At 70.1% G+C, this 15,822-nt stretch carries 15 protein-coding genes and 1 pseudogene; 9 read left to right on the forward strand and 7 right to left on the reverse strand.

Annotation, left to right across the window (positions count from 1 at the left end):
- The first annotated feature begins 105 nt into the window (after positions 1–105).
- The 3 genes and pseudogenes from FH715_RS13055 to FH715_RS28900 form a co-directional block, all read left to right on the forward strand.
- Positions 106–942 (forward strand): AraC family transcriptional regulator, encoded by an 837-nt coding sequence (locus FH715_RS13055; RefSeq protein ID WP_139644677.1) that lies wholly within the window; start codon positions 106–108, stop codon positions 940–942.
- An 84-nt stretch (positions 943–1,026) separates the two neighbouring features.
- Positions 1,027–1,494: a cupin domain-containing protein gene (locus FH715_RS13060; protein ID WP_139644679.1), complete on the forward strand. Its 468-nt coding sequence runs from the start codon at positions 1,027–1,029 to the stop codon at positions 1,492–1,494.
- Between the two features lie 96 nt (positions 1,495–1,590).
- A pseudogene (locus FH715_RS28900) lies at positions 1,591–1,812 on the forward strand (SGNH/GDSL hydrolase family protein); the annotation flags it as partial.
- Between the two features lie 75 nt (positions 1,813–1,887).
- On the opposite strand, the gene FH715_RS13070 reads toward FH715_RS28900, so the two are convergent.
- Positions 1,888–2,652, reverse strand: coding sequence for an SDR family NAD(P)-dependent oxidoreductase (locus FH715_RS13070; RefSeq protein WP_139644829.1), 765 nt, complete (start codon positions 2,650–2,652; stop codon positions 1,888–1,890).
- Between the two features lie 51 nt (positions 2,653–2,703).
- Here FH715_RS13070 and FH715_RS13075 point away from each other — a divergent pair, with 51 nt between their 5' ends.
- Positions 2,704–3,330 carry a TetR family transcriptional regulator gene (locus FH715_RS13075; RefSeq protein ID WP_139644681.1) on the forward strand — a complete coding sequence of 209 codons (627 nt, stop codon included), beginning with the start codon at positions 2,704–2,706 and terminating at the stop codon, positions 3,328–3,330.
- A gap of 197 nt (positions 3,331–3,527) precedes the next feature.
- Here the strand turns inward: FH715_RS13075 and FH715_RS13080 are convergent, their stop codons facing one another.
- From FH715_RS13080 to FH715_RS13100, 5 genes are all read right to left on the reverse strand, one after another.
- Positions 3,528–4,064, reverse strand: coding sequence for a flavoprotein (locus FH715_RS13080; RefSeq protein WP_139644683.1), 537 nt, complete (start codon positions 4,062–4,064; stop codon positions 3,528–3,530).
- A 178-nt stretch (positions 4,065–4,242) separates the two neighbouring features.
- Entirely contained in the window at positions 4,243–4,452 is a 210-nt protein-coding gene (locus FH715_RS13085; protein WP_139644685.1) for a DUF397 domain-containing protein, read from the reverse strand.
- Positions 4,439–4,765 (reverse strand): Scr1 family TA system antitoxin-like transcriptional regulator, encoded by a 327-nt coding sequence (locus FH715_RS13090; RefSeq protein ID WP_139644687.1) that lies wholly within the window; start codon positions 4,763–4,765, stop codon positions 4,439–4,441. The genes FH715_RS13085 and FH715_RS13090 overlap by 14 nt, the downstream gene beginning before the upstream one ends.
- Before the next feature lie 279 nt (positions 4,766–5,044).
- Positions 5,045–5,563, reverse strand: a complete 519-nt coding sequence (locus FH715_RS13095; protein WP_170184718.1) for an SMI1/KNR4 family protein — start codon at positions 5,561–5,563, stop codon at positions 5,045–5,047.
- Positions 5,560–10,212 (reverse strand): RHS repeat-associated core domain-containing protein, encoded by a 4,653-nt coding sequence (locus tag FH715_RS13100; protein WP_139644691.1) that lies wholly within the window; start codon positions 10,210–10,212, stop codon positions 5,560–5,562. The genes FH715_RS13095 and FH715_RS13100 overlap by 4 nt, the downstream gene beginning before the upstream one ends.
- 191 nt (positions 10,213–10,403) lie before the next feature.
- Here FH715_RS13100 and FH715_RS28905 point away from each other — a divergent pair, with 191 nt between their 5' ends.
- From FH715_RS28905 to FH715_RS13125, 5 genes are all read left to right on the forward strand, one after another.
- Complete coding sequence (locus FH715_RS28905) at positions 10,404–11,072, forward strand: hypothetical protein (protein ID WP_246108720.1); 669 nt, start codon at positions 10,404–10,406, stop codon at positions 11,070–11,072.
- Positions 11,073–11,156: 84 nt separating this feature from the next.
- Positions 11,157–12,182 (forward strand): thymidylate synthase, encoded by a 1,026-nt coding sequence (locus FH715_RS13110; protein ID WP_139644693.1) that lies wholly within the window; start codon positions 11,157–11,159, stop codon positions 12,180–12,182.
- The gene (locus FH715_RS13115; protein WP_246108721.1) at positions 12,179–12,760 is read left to right on the forward strand and encodes a nucleoside-diphosphate kinase; all 582 of its coding nucleotides are present in this window, start codon (positions 12,179–12,181) and stop codon (positions 12,758–12,760) included. The genes FH715_RS13110 and FH715_RS13115 overlap by 4 nt, the downstream gene beginning before the upstream one ends.
- Positions 12,757–13,953 carry a radical SAM protein gene (locus FH715_RS13120; protein ID WP_139644697.1) on the forward strand — a complete coding sequence of 399 codons (1,197 nt, stop codon included), beginning with the start codon at positions 12,757–12,759 and terminating at the stop codon, positions 13,951–13,953. The genes FH715_RS13115 and FH715_RS13120 overlap by 4 nt, the downstream gene beginning before the upstream one ends.
- Positions 13,950–14,558 carry a 3'-5' exonuclease gene (locus FH715_RS13125; protein ID WP_139644699.1) on the forward strand — a complete coding sequence of 203 codons (609 nt, stop codon included), beginning with the start codon at positions 13,950–13,952 and terminating at the stop codon, positions 14,556–14,558. Before FH715_RS13120 ends, FH715_RS13125 begins: the two co-directional genes overlap by 4 nt.
- Positions 14,559–14,805: 247 nt before the next feature.
- Here FH715_RS13125 and FH715_RS13130 read toward each other — a convergent pair whose 3' ends face one another.
- Positions 14,806–15,783, reverse strand: a complete 978-nt coding sequence (locus FH715_RS13130) for a pirin family protein (protein ID WP_139644701.1) — start codon at positions 15,781–15,783, stop codon at positions 14,806–14,808.
- Positions 15,784–15,822: the final 39 nt, after the last annotated feature.

The raw sequence follows: 15,822 nt of genomic DNA on the forward strand, positions 1-15,822 counted from the left end.
CGCCCCGGGGGCGAACGCCGTTGGAGCGCCGTCCGCGATCGGCGCGGCGGCTGCCGAAGGCGGCTCCCGAAGGCGGTTCGTGAGGCGGTTCGTACACTGACGAGAATGGGGGACCACGCGGTCACCGGGATCGGCGCACGTCCGGCGCCCGTCCTGCGGGAGTACATCGACTCGTATGTCGGCTTCGACCTCCGAGGCTTCCCGGCGGGGGTGCACCGCGGCCCGCCGGGCCGCGCGCTCACCGCGGTGATCAGCCTTGCGGAGCCCCTGGAAGTGGCGGCAGGCGTCGACGACTTGGCACCGGTCACCCGGTTCGGCGGCGTGGCCGGCGGCCTGATGTGCCGGTCCGTCGCGATCCACCACGACGGACGCCAGCGGGGCGTGCAGGTGTCGCTGACACCGCTCGGGGCCCGGGCCGTCTACGGCGTGCCCGCCGCCGCGCTGGCCCATCAACTCGTCCCACTCGACGAGCTTCTCGGAGCGCTCGGCGTCGAGCTGGCCGACCGGCTCCGGTCGGCGACGACGTGGGCGGCGCGGTTCGCCGCGCTGGACGACGCGTTCCTCCGCGCTGTCGGCCGCGGCACCGGCGGTGACCAGGTGCGCTGGGCCCGCCCCGAGGTGGCCGAGGCCTGGCGTCGCCTCGTCGCCGCGCGGGGCCGCGTCCAGATCGGGGCGGTCGCCGCGGAACTGGGCTGGAGCCGCCGGTATCTGACCGCACGCTTCCGCGGCGAGGTGGGCCTGTCGCCGAAGACCTTCGCCCGGGTTCTCCGCTTCGAGCACGCGCACGAGCTGGCGACGGCGCGCGACCCGCTCCCGTGGGCCGAGGTGGCGACCGTCTCCGGCTATGCCGACCAGGCCCATCTCGTCCGGGACTGGGGCGAGCTCACCGGCCGATCGCCGACGGCCTGGCGTCGCGGCGAAGTCCTCCTCGGGACCGGGTAGTTCGCCGACCAGCCGCCCGTCGCCTCGGTCTCCGTTCCCTTTTCTTCAAGACCACCCGAACGTCGGCCCGCGACGATCGTCGGCATGAGACTCCTCAACCACGCACGTGACGCCGTCAACCTCAGGACCACCCCCGTGCACCTCGGGCTGGGGTCGAGGGCGAAACCCGTCGAGGGCTTCGCCTGGGACCCGGAGGTGCTCCAGGCCTACAGCGCCGCGGTCGCGGCGGACGGCGCCGAGGGCCGGCTGGTGACGATCTTCGACGGCGAGGGCACCGACGAGAACTGGGAGCGCCACCCCGCCGGCGACGAACTGGTCGTCTGCCTCAGCGGATCGGTGACGGTCACCCGCGACGTGGACGGGGCGCCCGAACGCGTGGTGCTCGGTCCCGGCGAGGCCACCGTCAACCCGGCCGGGGCATGGCACGCGGTCGACATGGCGGGCCCGTCGTCCATCCTGACCGTCACCGCCGGCCTCGGCACGGAACACCGCCCCCGGACCGGCACCCGCCCGACCGAACACACCGGCACGCCCGGTTCGCCAGCGCCGTGACGACACACGTCGCGTGCCTCGGCGACAGCCTCACCCGCGCACAACTGAGCGCCGACTACCTGGACCTTCTCGCACGACGCCGCCCTTCCGGCGAGGGAACCGCGCCACGCGGCCCCGCCGCCGGTCCCCTACCGGGAGCCGACGCCCGCGGCGGGCCTCGGCGTCCTCGTCCGGCGCGCCGTGCTGCGTCGGAGCCTCGACACGCTCTCGCGGCGGCGAGGTCTCCTGCTCACGACTGACCACATCCACCAGAACAGCCGCGGCGCCGCACTCATCGCCGAGGTCATCGACACCGGTCTGCTGACCCGGAGTACGTAGCCGGTCATGCCGGCGCCAGAGGCGCGGGCGGGTCGTGGGACGAAGCCCGCCCGGCCGTCGCTTCGCCCTCGCCCGTCAGACGCGTGGGCCGAGGAACAGGCCGCCGCTCGCGTCGATGACCTGGCCGGTGACCCAGCGGGCGGCGTCGGAGGCGAGGAAGGCGACCACGTCGGCCACGTCGTCGGGCCCGCCCAGCCGTTCGAGCGCCGTCATGCCGGCGATCTGTTCGGCGAGGCCCGGCACGTCGAAGACGGCCCCGTTGGTCGCCGTCCTGGTGGCTCCGGGGGCGACCGCGTTCACCGTGATCCCCCGGGGGCCGAGTTGGGCGGCGAGGGTCCTGCTCATCGTCTCGACCGCTCCCTTCGTCATGGCGAAGGACGTCTGGGCCGGGTTGGCCATCCGGGTCGCCACCGACGAGAGCGTGATGATCCGGCCGCCCTCGCGCAGCAGGGGCAACGCGTTCTCGATGAGGAAGTACGGCGCCCGCACGTTCACCGCGAACAGGTGGTCGAACTCCGCCCGGGTCGTCACGCCGAGCGGACCGGCCGGTGGCGCCGCCGCGTTGTTGACCAGGATGTCGAGCGGCCTGCCGGCCAGGCCGGCCTCGACTCCGGCCAGCAGGGTCTCGACGTCGCCGTCCACGCCCAGTTCGGCCTGGACGGCGAGCGCGGTCCCGCCGGCGCGTTCTATCGCGTCCACTGTCGCCGCCGCCCCGCGCTCGTCCGTGCCGAAGTGCACGATGACCATGGCCCCTTCGGCCGCGAGTCGGGCGGCGACCGTCTGCCCGATTCCGCGCGAGGCACCCGTCACCAGAGCCGTTCTGCCGATCAGTTCGCGCACGTCGCCACCCATCAAAGTGTTAGTCACTAACATTGCGGTAGGGTCTCACACATGAATGAGCGGCAGCCAACGCTGCGGGAGCGACGGCGATCCGAAACGCGCCGCATGATCCAGGCGCACGCGGTACGCATGTTCACCGACCGCGGCTACGACGCGGTGGCCGTGGCAGACGTCGCCGAGGCCGCCGGCGTCTCGGCGATGACCGTGTACCGGTACTTCCCCACCAAGGAGGACCTGGTGCTCGTCGACCAGCCCGCCCGGCTCATCGCCGAGCGGGTCGCCGCGTCGTCCGCGGCACTTCCGCTGGTCCACCGCGTCGGCGGCGCGCTCGTCGACGCGGCCACGGCCCTGACCGGCGGCGACGGCGACGAAGCGGCGGCGAGCGAGCGGTTCCTGCTGGACTGCCTCCGGCTCATGGTCTCGACGCCCGCGCTGCGGGCCCGGCACCTGGACAGCCAGTACGCGCTGCAACAGACCATCGTCGACGCCCTCGGAGACCACCCGACCGATCCCGACGCGGCGTTTCGCGCCCAGGCGGCGACCAGCGCCTGCCTGGCCGCGATGCACACGGCGCTGACGCGCTGGACCGAGGACGACGGGCGGACCAGGCTGCCCGACCTGATCGCGCGGGCGCTCGCCGCGTCCTTCGGCGACGACGCCGTCGCCACCCGCGACTGAGCGCGGCACACCGCGCCGTCGCTGATACACAACTGAGCGGTCGCCGTGCGGCGTTCGATAGGCGTGACGCGCCGATGTCTTCCAGGCCCCGCTGGAGGGCCTGATCGCCGAAGCCGCGAAGCGGGGTGAGGCGGGGTGAGGCGGGCCTGTCCCTGGTCAGCACCAACGCCCCGCCGCCGTTGAAGCCAGTCAGCCCCTCAGCCCCACTCCTCTGCGGCGTCCAGCGCCAACTCCCAGGGGAACGCCTCCGGATCGCCGCCACCCGGTTCGTTCGGCACGAACCCGCCCGGTCCGTACAGCACCCGCGTCCCCGCCTCGCGCAGCACCTCCAGCGACCGGGCGAACTGCGGATGCGCGCCGTAGCCGGTGTTGACGCACGGCATCACCACCAGCGGCAGCCGCTTCCCCACAGCCTCGACGGCGACGCCCGCCGCCCACGTCAGGGTCAGCCCGAGGGCCACGGCGTTCACGGTGTTCAACGTGCCGGGGGCCAGCACGATCACGGACGCCGGCGGCCAGTCCGAACGTTTCCACGGGACCGAGTGAACGGTCCGCACCTCCCGGCCGGTCAACGCGGCCAACTCCGGCAGCCGCCCCTCCACCCAGGTGGCCGCGGTCGGCGTCAGCCCGAGGCACACCTCCCACCCCCGCCGCCGCGCCTCCCGCACCGGCCGGTCGATGTACCGCACGGGCGGCGCGGCACAGCCGATCAGGTAAAGCACACGCCTCGTCATATGGCGAGTCCATCACGGGTTCGCCCCGAAGGGCTCGGCGGTTGGGAGGCCGCGCCTCGCGGTAGCTTCCGGATGGCCGCACAGAGACGGGGAACGGCAGGGCCGAGCACGGCTGAGCGCGACGTGCCCCCGTTCCGCTGGCTCGTCGCCGGGGAACGGGGGCAGGTTGGCGCTCTGGTTACGGTCGGTGGGCGAACAGCTCGTCCGTGGCGGCGATGAACGAACGCCACTGAGCGGCTCCCACGGTCACGACCCCGGACTCACGGTCCTTGGTGTCGCGCAGCCCGACCGTTCCGTGGAGGTCGGCGACCTCCACGCAGTCCTGCGTGCCGTTGCTGTAGCTCGACTTGAACCACGACACATCGTTCTTGAGATCAGCCCTGCTCATACTCTCCTGCCACCTCAGCGATAAGGCGCTGCGACGCCTGCTCATCGTGCGCTGCCTGCCAGATTCCCCGAAACGCCGTCTCGTACCGTTCGAGTTCCTTCGGCTTGTCCAGATACAGGTTGCCGGTGTATCCGTCCGCGTAGACCGTGGGCGGCTCGGTCTCCTTCCCGTCACCGGTGAGCGGGAAGCGCAGGATGCTGAACGGCCCCGTCACGATCCCAGCGTGAGCGCCGGCGGCGAGCGGGACCACACGGATACTGATGTTCGCCAGCTCGGCGACGTTGACGAGCCGGGCGAGCTGGTACTCAATCACTTCGTGCCCACCGACGCGTCGGCGCAAGATCGTCTCAGCCTTCGCGCGAGGAAGGGGTACTGAGCTGCTGTTTTGTGATGTTGGGCAGGAGCAGCGGACGGTAGGGGAACAGCTGGGGAAAAACAGCCAAGATGCGGGTGGGGCTCAATTGCTTCGGCCCCCGCCGCGACCCCAGGGCGTTCGCCGGGCCCGTGCCGCCTTCACCGCCGCGAGGCGCTGGCACCCCATCTCGGGAGCTCTTTCCCGCACACCGCCTCCCCCTCGCAGTCTCCGCCGAGGTCATCCAGGAAGGGGGACGAACACGGGACTCTCCGTAGGAAAGCCGTTGGGAAAGATCTCCATCCTGTGGGCACCGGAAAGAGTCGCCGCCAGGAACGCCACAATCCCACCGTCGAAGACCGGCCACTTCCTGTTCCGCGCCGCGTTTCCCGTGAGGGTCCAGGAGTCTGGATCGTCCTCGGGGCGGGTGACCCAGTAGACGGTGTCGCCGTTGTCCGTCTTGGCGACCGGCAGCAGTTCCTCCGTGGCGAAGGGAATGTCCTCCTTCTCCCTCAGTTGGTCGAGAATCTCCGCCGCCCGGTCCGCGGAGGACATCAGGCGAATCGGAGGAAAGGGCGACGTCGGCTGGAGAACGTGAAGGAAGTTGTCGAAGGACCCAGGACCGTAGCGTTCCACCAGCCACTTGTAGTCGCTCGGCAACGGGCTCCCCAACTCCTCCTCCAGGGCTGGCCAGTCAACGCCCAAGCTGACACCCTCCGGCGGCGGCACCAGCCGCACGAGTTCTTCCCTGACGCTCACAGTTGCCCCGTCTCTCCGAAGCCGAACATGCCGGCCGGATTCTCCAGATAGCGGTCCAGGCGGAATCCGCCATCACCGACCGCGTGGAAACTCAGCCCCGACGGGGGGATGTCACCCGGTCCCGGGTAGTGGGCGCGCACTTCGTAGCGAACCGTCTGCCCGGCGTCGACGGCGTCGTAGACGAGTGCCTCGATCTCGTCGCGCATGATCGGCGTATTCGTGGGGTCCTGGGTCAGTGTCACCAGGTTCTCCTCCAGATCGCCGTTTCCGCCGAGTCGGTCGGCCAAGAGATGACCGCGACCCTCGTTGTACAGGGTGCCATGTCCGCTCCAGCCCGACGGGTGGATGGCGGGGTTGGCCGGGGAGCCCGTGTCCAACATGCCGCGCGTGAGCACGGCGTCGACGCCCGTCGCGCGACCGTAGTCATCGAGGGGTAAGTAGTGGACGTTGCCGCCGTGTTCCAGGAGACCGTGGCAGGGGCCGAGCCCCAGAGGGTCGACCCAGACCCAGGGGTTGGAGACATAGGCGACGGGGTTGGGAGCCGGGCCGAGGCCGAGGGGGTCGCGGGATATGTAGCGGGCGGTCTCGGGATCGTAGTAGCGGTGGTGGTTATGGTGCAGCCCAGTTTCCTGGTCGTGGTACTGCCCGGGGAAACGCAACGGGGTGTGGGCTGTGCTGTCCCTGCTCCAGGAAGTGACGCCCCACAGGGTGGCGCGGGCCTGCCAGGCCACGTCGCCGGCCTCGTCAACGAGTTCGGTGGGAGCGCCGGCGAGGTCGGTGGCGATGGCGAAGAAGCGGCTGTCGATCTCCTCCTGGCTGTCCGTGTCGGCCAGTCGCTCGGTCTGGGCCACCGGGCGCACGCCGTGGTGGTCCCAGGTGATGACGAGGTCCGGCGAGTTGGGCGCGGAGGTGTGCTGCTCGGTGAGGGTGGAGCCGTCCCAGGTGAAGCCCGTCCGCTCCAGGACGGTTTCGCCGTCCGCGGCCATACGAAGCTTGGCTGTTCGGCGACCGAGCGGATCGTAGGTGTAACGCCAGAGGGTTCCGTCGGGAGTGGTGACGGAGGTTAGGTGATCCTCGGCGTCCCAGGTGTAGCGCCAGATGTCCGGCTTGCGGGAGAGGCGGGTCCTGCGTCGTAGGACCACGCGGCCGGCGGCGTCATACTCGTAGTGGACTCCTCCGGCCCGCACCAACCTGGTGCCGATGTACCGGCGCTCGCCCCGGGCGGTTCCCTCCGCCCGGTGGCTCGGCCAGTTGGCAACCGTCTGATTGCCGGCCTCGTCGTAGGCGTAGGTTTCACGCCAGCCCTGTGCACTGACCTCGACGACACGACCGACGGAGTCGAGTTCGAGATCCACGCGACCGCTGCTCTGGTCGTCGATACCGGTTGGCACACCGTCCGGGCGGTAGGTGTAGGAACGTTCCGCCACTCTCCCCTGCGGGCCTTGGACCGCCTGCCACGCCAGGCGGCCTGTGGTCGGCTCCCAGCCCTGGGTGAGACTGACGGAGTCGCCGAAAAGCCGGGACAGCTCGTGTCCGGCGGCATCGTGGGCGAAATCCAGGGTGTGCCCGGAGGCATTGAGGGTGACGGGACGCCCTGCCGCGTCGTAGTGGTGCAGCGTGGTGGAGCCGCCGGGGGTGGCCCGCTCCGTGCACCGGCCGCCCGCGTCGTACCCGTAGGAAAGCGTGCGGCCGTCGACGGTCTCGGCCACGATTCTGCCGACCTCGTCCCGGGACCAGCGAATCTCCGACTTGGGCGTGGCGGCACGCACCATCATGCCGGCGGCGTCGTACTCATAGGTGGTGCGTACCCCGACGACGTCCTTGCTCAGAACGCGCCCCACCTCGTCGTGCTCGAAGGCGATGTCCTCTCCCAGGGGCGTCGTACGCCCGACAAGTCGGCCGGCCGCATCGCGTCGATAGGCAACCCGGCGGTCGTCGAAGTCGCTCTCCGAGGCGAGGCGTCCGTCGAGGTCGTAAACGTAGTCCCAGACCAGCCCCTGCGGATTGGTCACCCGCGTCAGCAGCAGGGTGGCGGGATCGTGGGCGAACTCGTATCGTGCCCCGTTCGGTTCGACGCGTGTCCTGAGCAGGTCGAACCGACCGTACTCGTACCGGGTCACGCCGCCGCTGGCGTCCACGTGGCGCAGGCAGTTGCCCTCGGCGTCGTAACTCCACGTCTCCTCAGCACCGTTCGGTCGCTGAAGACGAGAGATCCGGCCCTCGACGGTCCACCACATCCTGGTCACCGCGTCGAGCGGGTCGACCACCTCGCTCACTCTGCCGAAGGCGTCGTACCGGCGCACAACACGCCCCCCGAGCGGATCGGTGATGCGCACGGGGAGCCCGGCAGGATTGTGTTCGATGGTGGTTCGCTGGCCGTGCACGTCCTGGACTGCGACAAGTCTCCCCGCGTCGTCGTACTCGTAGTGAGTGGCGACACCGGCGGCGTCGATCACGGCCGTCCGGTTTCCCCGGTCGTCGTACTTCCGTCGCCACAGGCTGCCGTCGTGCCGACGGATCTCGGTGAGTTGGCCGAAGGAGTTGTAGCCGTAGCGCGTGCTTCGTCCGTCCGGGTAGTGAACGGCCACGGGGAGTCCCCGAGCGTCGTTCTCGAAGCGCGTCACGTTCCCCAACGAATCGATGTGGCGGAGCAGATGGTGATCGATGTCGTACTCGGTGCGCGTCGCGCCACCCCTTGGGCTGATCTCCGCCACGATCTGGAAGTTCTCGTTGACCACGTGGCGCGTGCGCGCACCCCGTCCGTCAGTCAACGTGGTGACCATGTGGTCAGGCCACTCCTCCAGCGTCTCCTCGTAGTCGAAGGTCAACGAGAAGTCGCCCGCGTCGCCACCCTCGGCCACGCAGCGCCCGCGCTCGTCGTAGCTGTAGCCGTAGCGTAGGTCGTTCGTGTCGGTCCAGGAGGTGACGCGCTGCCGGTCGTCGTAGGTGAACCGGAGCGGAAGACCGCTGGAGCCGACGACCTCGGTCAGGTTGCCCACGTCGTCGTAGTTGTAGCGTTTGACCGTGACATCGGTGCCCGGTGCCCCGGCGCCAACCAGGCGTAGTTCGGTGATGCGCCCGGCGTCGGTGACGACGCCGAGATGGTAGCCGCCCGAGTGCCGGATTGCGGTGGGTGTCCCGTCGGGAGCGTGATCGAACTCGACGCTGTTTCCATGGCGATCCGTCACCCGAGCGAGCGGCGCAACGCCCCGGTCATCGGGAACGGCGAAGTAGCGGATGACACCGCCGGTCGCCTGGGCCAGACGGAAGCCGCCTCCTTCTCTCCTGACCAACTCCCACCTCGGACCACGCAGCGGCAAGGCCGGCTCGCCTGTTTCCCCAGGGTGGGGGTAAGCGAGGATCATGCCGTCCGCAGAGAGGTAAACCACACCCTCGTCGTCCACCTCAAGGCGTTCGTCGCAGGTGGACGACCAGGACGGCCCGAACCAGCGGCCCGCCCGGTAGCCGGACTCCACTCTCCGGACGAATCGCAACGGGAGTACACCGGGAAGCGTCACATCGGTCTGCGGCAGGAACATCTTCCCTGTCGCCAGGTCCACCGGGTCAGTTCCACCGCTGCGGATCAGCGAGCGCATTCGCGCGTAGGCCGACTGGAACCCGTCGGCAAGCATGTCCCGGCCGCGGACCGCCGCGTTGCGCACGTTGCGCGCTGTTCCGCGCAGACCTGCCCGCGCCACTCCACGCAGGCCGGCGGCCAGGCCGCCAAGAGTCGTAAGGCCCTTCATGCCGGGAATGCAGTCAAGTGCCGCGAACGCGACATCGAGCAGGCCCGCCTCGCCCCGTGCGAACTTGATGAGCGTGTCAGCGAGGACCACGACCGCAGCGGCCAAGACCACCCAGGCGAGAGGGCCACCGATGATCAGAACGACGATGCCGAGGACCGCGACGACCAGCTTGCACGCCTCGACGAGAGTATCCCAGTTGTCCGTGACCCAGTCGATGGCCTTCTCCCACCAACGACGGTTCTGGATACCGGCGTCCGACGCTTCCTCAACCTCCTGGGCGCAGACCCGAGCGGCCTCCTCACGCATCTCGCGTGCGTCCTGGGCGAGTTGTCGGGCGGCGGACAGCCGCTCCTCCGCGTCGTTCACCCGCCCCTGAGCGGCGGTGGCCGCGGCGTCGGCTGCCTGCTGGTCCCTTGCAGCGGCCCGAACATCGTTCTCGTCCGGCGGCTCGACACTCTCCCGCTCCCCCTCCCGCTGGAGCCGCTCCGCCTCCTCGCCGGCACGACTCACCCAGTCCGTCGCGTCACCGAGAGCGGACTGAGCCGACGCGAGATCGAGCTGCGCGGAGATCGCACGGTCCAGGGCGCGATCAGCCATCCCCTGCGCCGTCTGCAACTTCGGCCAGTAGGCGTTCAGCGCCTGGGCACAAAGCGAGTAACTATCTTCTAGTTTGGTCAGGTTGTCCGGGACGCCCTCGAACTCCCGGCGGAATGCGTCCGCCGACAGCCCCGCCCAGTCCAATACCGCGCGCTCCGAGGCCAGACCACGAATCTTCCCCAGCGCCTCGCCGACGTCGTCGGCGAACTCCTGTAACTCCTCGGCGAGTTCCCGCACCTCATCGGGATCACCCGGCGTCGGGTCCCGATCCATATCCACCGGAGACCAGTCAGACGGTCTCGACATGACGCCTCCCCCAGAACCGAACCGACGATCGAAATTACAGCACGCAGACCTGTTGAATCAACGTGTAATCAAGGCGGCTGGTGGGCCATCAACTATGACGCCTCCCCGGAGGGCTTAGACGTCACCTCATTTGGTGAGTCTGTGCCGATTCGTCGGTCAGCCGGGAAGCCAGAATCGGGAGACGAAGGTCGATGGAGTACGTCAATCTCAATGCGCAGGTCGGCGACCTGTCAGGGGTCTTGGGCCTGGCTCGCTACCTGCGCCACCTGCCCGCGATATCCGGTGATCTGCCGCCGGGCGGCCGGGATTTCGCTACGGACACGGACCGCTACGACTTCCGCGGTCGGCGCCGTGTGAAGGACCTGACGCTTCGGGTCGTCCGGGGTGCCGGCGCCGAGGAGACGGAGGTGGAGTTCCAGCACAACTTCGGCGCCGTTCACCCGGTGCGCCAACGCCGGGCGCAGGCCGAGCGGTTGTGTCAGGTCTGCGGCAAGACGGCCAGCCACACCCGCGACGGCTGGCTGTTCCTGATGAACCACGACGGCTCCAACGACTACGAGGGCGTCAAGTCCACCAAGCCCCCGGTCTGCCTACGCTGCGCGGCCCTGGCCACCCGCCACTGCCCCCACCTGTCCCGCCCGGTCGCCGTCCGCTCCCGCCGCCCCAGGATCTGGGGCGTCTTTGGCACCCTCTACACCCCCACCCCAGGCACCTCCCGCCTCACCGCCCACGTCGACGAGTACCTCCCCTACGGCCACCGCGCCAGCAACTGGTTCCTCGCCTCCCAACTCGTCGTCGCCCTCAAACGCTGCACCCTCGTCGACCTCGACGCGGAGTTCGCAGTGCTGAACGGTGAGTAGTGTCAAGCTCTCGGCTTGCCGAGTCTCGTCGCTCGGCTGGCCCGCGTCATGAACGACCCCGATCACTCAACTCTCGGAGGTCTCATGCACCAACCGCCCGCGTATGCCACCTTCGAGGACGCCTATCTTGATGTCCTCGCTCACATCGACGGCGCGTTCGAGTACCGCAATGCGCCCCGGGGGAACAGCAGCCACGAGTGTCTTGGCCTGTCGTTCCGCCTCACCGACCCACGCCAACGCCTGCCCTATCTCTCGGCGCGGCGCGTCAACCCGGTCTTCCACTTCGCCGAGGCGCTCTGGTACCTGGCCGGTCGGGACGACCTGGCGATGATGGCGCACTACTCGCCCCGGATGCGGGACTTCTCCCGCGACGGAGTCACCATCGGTTCGGCTTACGGGGCGCGCCTGTTCAACCCGGTGCCCGGCTCCGGGCAGTCCCAGTTCGACCGGGTTCTGGACCTGCTGCGGACGGAGGCCGACAGCAAGCGCGCGGTGCTGTCGGTCTTCCGGCCGGAGGAGTTGGCGGTCGCGGACAACCCGGACGTGTCGTGCGTCGTCGCCCTGCACCTCCTGGTGCGTGAGGGGCGGTTGCACATGGTCTGCTACATGCGGGCCAACGACGCCAACCGGGGCCTGGTCGCCGACATCTTCTCCTTCACCCTCATCCAGGAGTTCGCCGCCAACCTGCTCGGCCTCGAACTGGGCAGCTACACCCACCACGTCGGCTCGCTCCACCTCGGCGACCGCGACCTACCCCAGGCGGAACGGGTCCTCGGCGAGGCGCGCACCCGCGACACGTCTCCCGTTCTCGCGTTCCCCTTCCCGGAGTTACCGCGCGAGACCACCTTCCAGACCATCGCCTCCGTGTTGGAGCACGAGCACCTGCTGCGCATCAACCAGGCCGCGTACGGGCCGGACGACATCGCCGCGTTGGGCCTGCCGCGCTACTGGCAGCAGGTGCTCCTGCTCTTCGAGGCCCACCGCCAGATCACCCACCACCCTGGCGAGACGGTCACCGAGCCGGTTCTCGCCGCGCTGGACCCGGGGTTCCGGTGGCTGATGGCCCAGCGCTGGCCGCGCCGTATCGCCCCTGCCGGAGGCGGGCGGTGATCCCCGCCGCCCGGCCGCCGGAGTTCCGGGGCGGGGTACTCGGCGGGATCGACTGGGAGCGGTGGAGCGTGGTGCTCCTCAAGCCCGACTGTGTGCGCCTCGGCCTGGCGGACGCCGTGTTGGACCGGCTCGCCACGGTGGCCGACGTCTCCGCCAGGACGACGCTCACGGTTGCCGACTGGCAGGTCTTCGTCCACTACTGGGATCTGCTGGTGGACGCGGACTGGTTCGACGTGGACGTGCCCGGCGCGCTGCGCGCCATGTACGTCGGCCAGCGGGTCACGGTCGCGCTCGCCCACGGACCGGTCGGGATCGCCGGGACGCTACGTGGGCTGCTGGGGCACTTCGACCCGTCCCAGGCCGCCGCCGGCACCATCCGCGGTGATCTCGGGACCGACAGCCTGGCCGCCGCCCGCGCCGAGGGTCGGCTGGTGCACAACCTCGTGCACACCAGCGACGACCCCGCCGCCGCGCGCCGCGACTTCGGCACCTGGTACGGCGCCCACCAACACCAACTCCTCCACCCCACCCTCCCCGACCTGCCGCACGCCCGCGACGCCAGGAGGCCCCAGCCATGAACCCGAACCACCCCGCCGCCAGCCACCGCCGAACCCTGCCCTTACTCGACCAGCGCCAGATCGCCGCGCTCAAGCCCGAGTTGGCCGAGGTGATCGAGTACCGCAAGTCCGGCCTCTCCCTCAACCACGTCATCGGCTGCCCGCTGGACTGCGGCTACTGCGTCCGCCACCTCTTCGACAACTACGCCATGAAGACTCCTCGGGCACTGATGAGCGATGAGGAGGCCGTGGCCCAACTCGTCGGCCACCGCTACTTCCAGCCCCACCGCACCCCGGTCCAGATCTTCAACCGCGCCACCGACCCGATGCTCCCGCCGGTAAAGCCGCACACCTTCCACGTGCTGCGCCTCCTCGACCAACAGGGCCTGACCAACCATGTCCTGGTCATCACCCGCTGGCGCGTCGAGCCCGAGGACTGCGCGGTGCTCAACTCCTTCCGCAACATCACGTTGACCGTCCTGGTCACCCACTCGGGTATCGACGACCCCAGGATCGAGCCGGCAGACTCCCGCATCGCCGCCGCCAGCCTGCGCACCCTCCACGCCCACGCGCGCCGCTACCGCACCGTCCTGTACTGGCGCCCCATCGTCCCCGGCCTCAACGACACCCCCACCCACCTCGCCCGCGCCCGCGAACTCGCCGAACACGCCCACGCCACCGTCTTCACCAGCCTGTTCTACCGCGACGAGATCGCCGCCTACTACCAGGCCAACGGCCTGCCCAGCCCGTATGAGGACACCGCCCGCCGCAAGATCCTTCCCGAGGACAGCGAGGCGCGCGTCCTGGCCGCCTTCCACCGCGCCGACGACCCGGACGCCCGCTTCGGGGCGCTCTTCCGCAAGACCTCCTGCGCTGTCACCTATGCCCACGGTCGAGCCGACTACAACGGTCACTACGGCATCCGCGAACTGTGCGACATCTGCCCCCGCGCCCAACTCAACCTTTGCGCCGACGCCTGGCGCGCACCCGACGCGGCCGAGGTCGCCGAGCAGGCCCGCACACTCGGCGCCACCGGCGAAGTCGAGGTCACCGAGCGGGCGATCGTCGTGGAAGGCTTGGACGAACCACCGCGCTACTACCTCCAGCACACCCACGGCTACCAGTGCCACGACCGCGCCAAGCCACACCACCACCGACGCCACGGCCGCGCCGACATCGGCTGGCCGGCCCCTGCCCGGGACGGGACACCATGAACGACTTCACCACCTGGCCACCGCTGTTCGTCGTGGACGTCGAGGGCAACGGCGCCAACCCACCCGACCTCGTCGAAGTCGCCGCCCTCCCCATCCGCCACGGCCAACCCGACACCACCACCGCCGGCCACTGGCTCATCCAACCCCCCAACCCCGTCACCCCGTTCGCCGCCCGCGTCCACGGCCTCACCAACCAGCAGCTCGCCGACCACCCCAGGTGGGAAACGGTCGCGCCGCAGGTGCACGGGCTGCTCGGCGCGGCATGGATCTGCGCCCACCACGCGCACGTCGACTACCAGGTGCTCTCCCGACACCTCCCCGACTGGCGCCCAGCCGGCGTCATCGACACCCTCCGCCTCGCCCGCGCCACCTACCCCGACGCCCCCCGCCACACCCTCGACGCCCTCCTCACCCACACCGGCACCGACCTCACCCACGCACCCGCCCAACGCCACCGCGCCACCTACGACGCCTACGCCACCGCCCACCTCCTCCTCACCATGGCCACCCACTACGACAACTGGGACGCACTCCGCGACACCGCCGTGCCCCCCGGCCTCCCGGAGGATCGACAGCCAACCGAAGAGGCCCCCGGGCTCTGGTGAACGCAGATCGCGTCCAGTGAGACGATCTTCTGACCGCACGCCCACGGCAGCACTGCGGGGGCGGGGACTGGCTCCTGGGCGTCGATCGCGGTGCCCTGGAGGTGGGGAGGCGGGCGGCGTCCAGGTCGTGGATGGTCACTTCGTAGGGCTGGGCGGTCTGGTCGGTGGTGCCGCGGTCCGACCAGTCGATGACGGCGCCGGGCCGTTCGGAGCCGGCCCGGCCGGGGCCCGCCTGAGGCGTTCCCGACTAGCTCTGGGGCCCGTCGGCGTCCATGCCGTGGACGGTGGGGATGGTGCCGAGGCGGCCCTTCTGGAAGTCGTCGAAGGCCTGCTGTAGTTCGGCGCGGGTGTTCATGACGAACGGGCCGTAGTGGGCCATCGGTTCGCGGATGGGCTGGCCGCCCAGCAGCACGACGTCGAGGTCGGGGGTGTTGCTGTCCTGCTGTTCGTCGGCGCGGACGGTGAGGGAGGTGCCCTTGCCGTAGACGGCGGTCTGGCCGGTGTGGACGGGGCGGCGGTCGGTGCCGACGGTGCCGCGTCCGGCGAGGACGTAGGCGAGGCCGTTGAAGTCCTCGCGCCAGGGGAGGGTCAGCTCGGCGCCGGGGGCGAGGGTGGCGTGGATCATGGTGATGGGGGTGTGCGTGGCGCCGGGGCCGGCGTGGCCGTCCAGGTCGCCGGCGATGACGCGCAGCAGCGCGCCGCCGTCGGGGGTGGTGAGCAGGGCGACGCTGTCGCTGCGCAGGTCCTGGTACTTGGGGGCCATCATCTTGTCCCTGGCCGGCAGGTTGACCCAGAGCTGGAGGCCGTGGAAGAGGCCGCCGGACATGACCAGCTGCTCCGGCGGCGCCTCTATGTGCAGCAGCCCGGCGCCGGCGGTCATCCACTGGGTGTCGCCGTTGGTGATGGTCCCGCCGCCGCCGTGGCTGTCCTGGTGGTCCATGATCCCGTCGATGATGTAGGTGACGGTCTCGAAGCCCCGGTGCGGGTGCCAGGGGGTTCCCTTGGGCTCGCCCGGCGCGTACTCCACCTCGCCCATCTGGTCCATCATGATGAACGGGTCGAGGTGGCGGTAGTTGATCCCGGCGAAGGCGCGGCGGACGGGGAAGCCCTCGCCCTCGTAGCCGGTGGGCGCGGTCGTCACCGTCAGCACGGGACGCGCCACGGCGTCCGCGGGCGCGGTCACGCGCGGCAGGGTGAGCGGGTTCTCGACGGTGATCGCTGGCATGGTGACCTCCTCGGCGGCGTGCGACCAGGATAGTTGAAG

Source organism: Streptomyces sedi, from assembly GCF_006335015.1.
In the GTDB taxonomy this organism is placed as follows: Bacteria; Actinomycetota; Actinomycetes; order Streptomycetales; family Streptomycetaceae; genus Streptomyces; species Streptomyces sedi.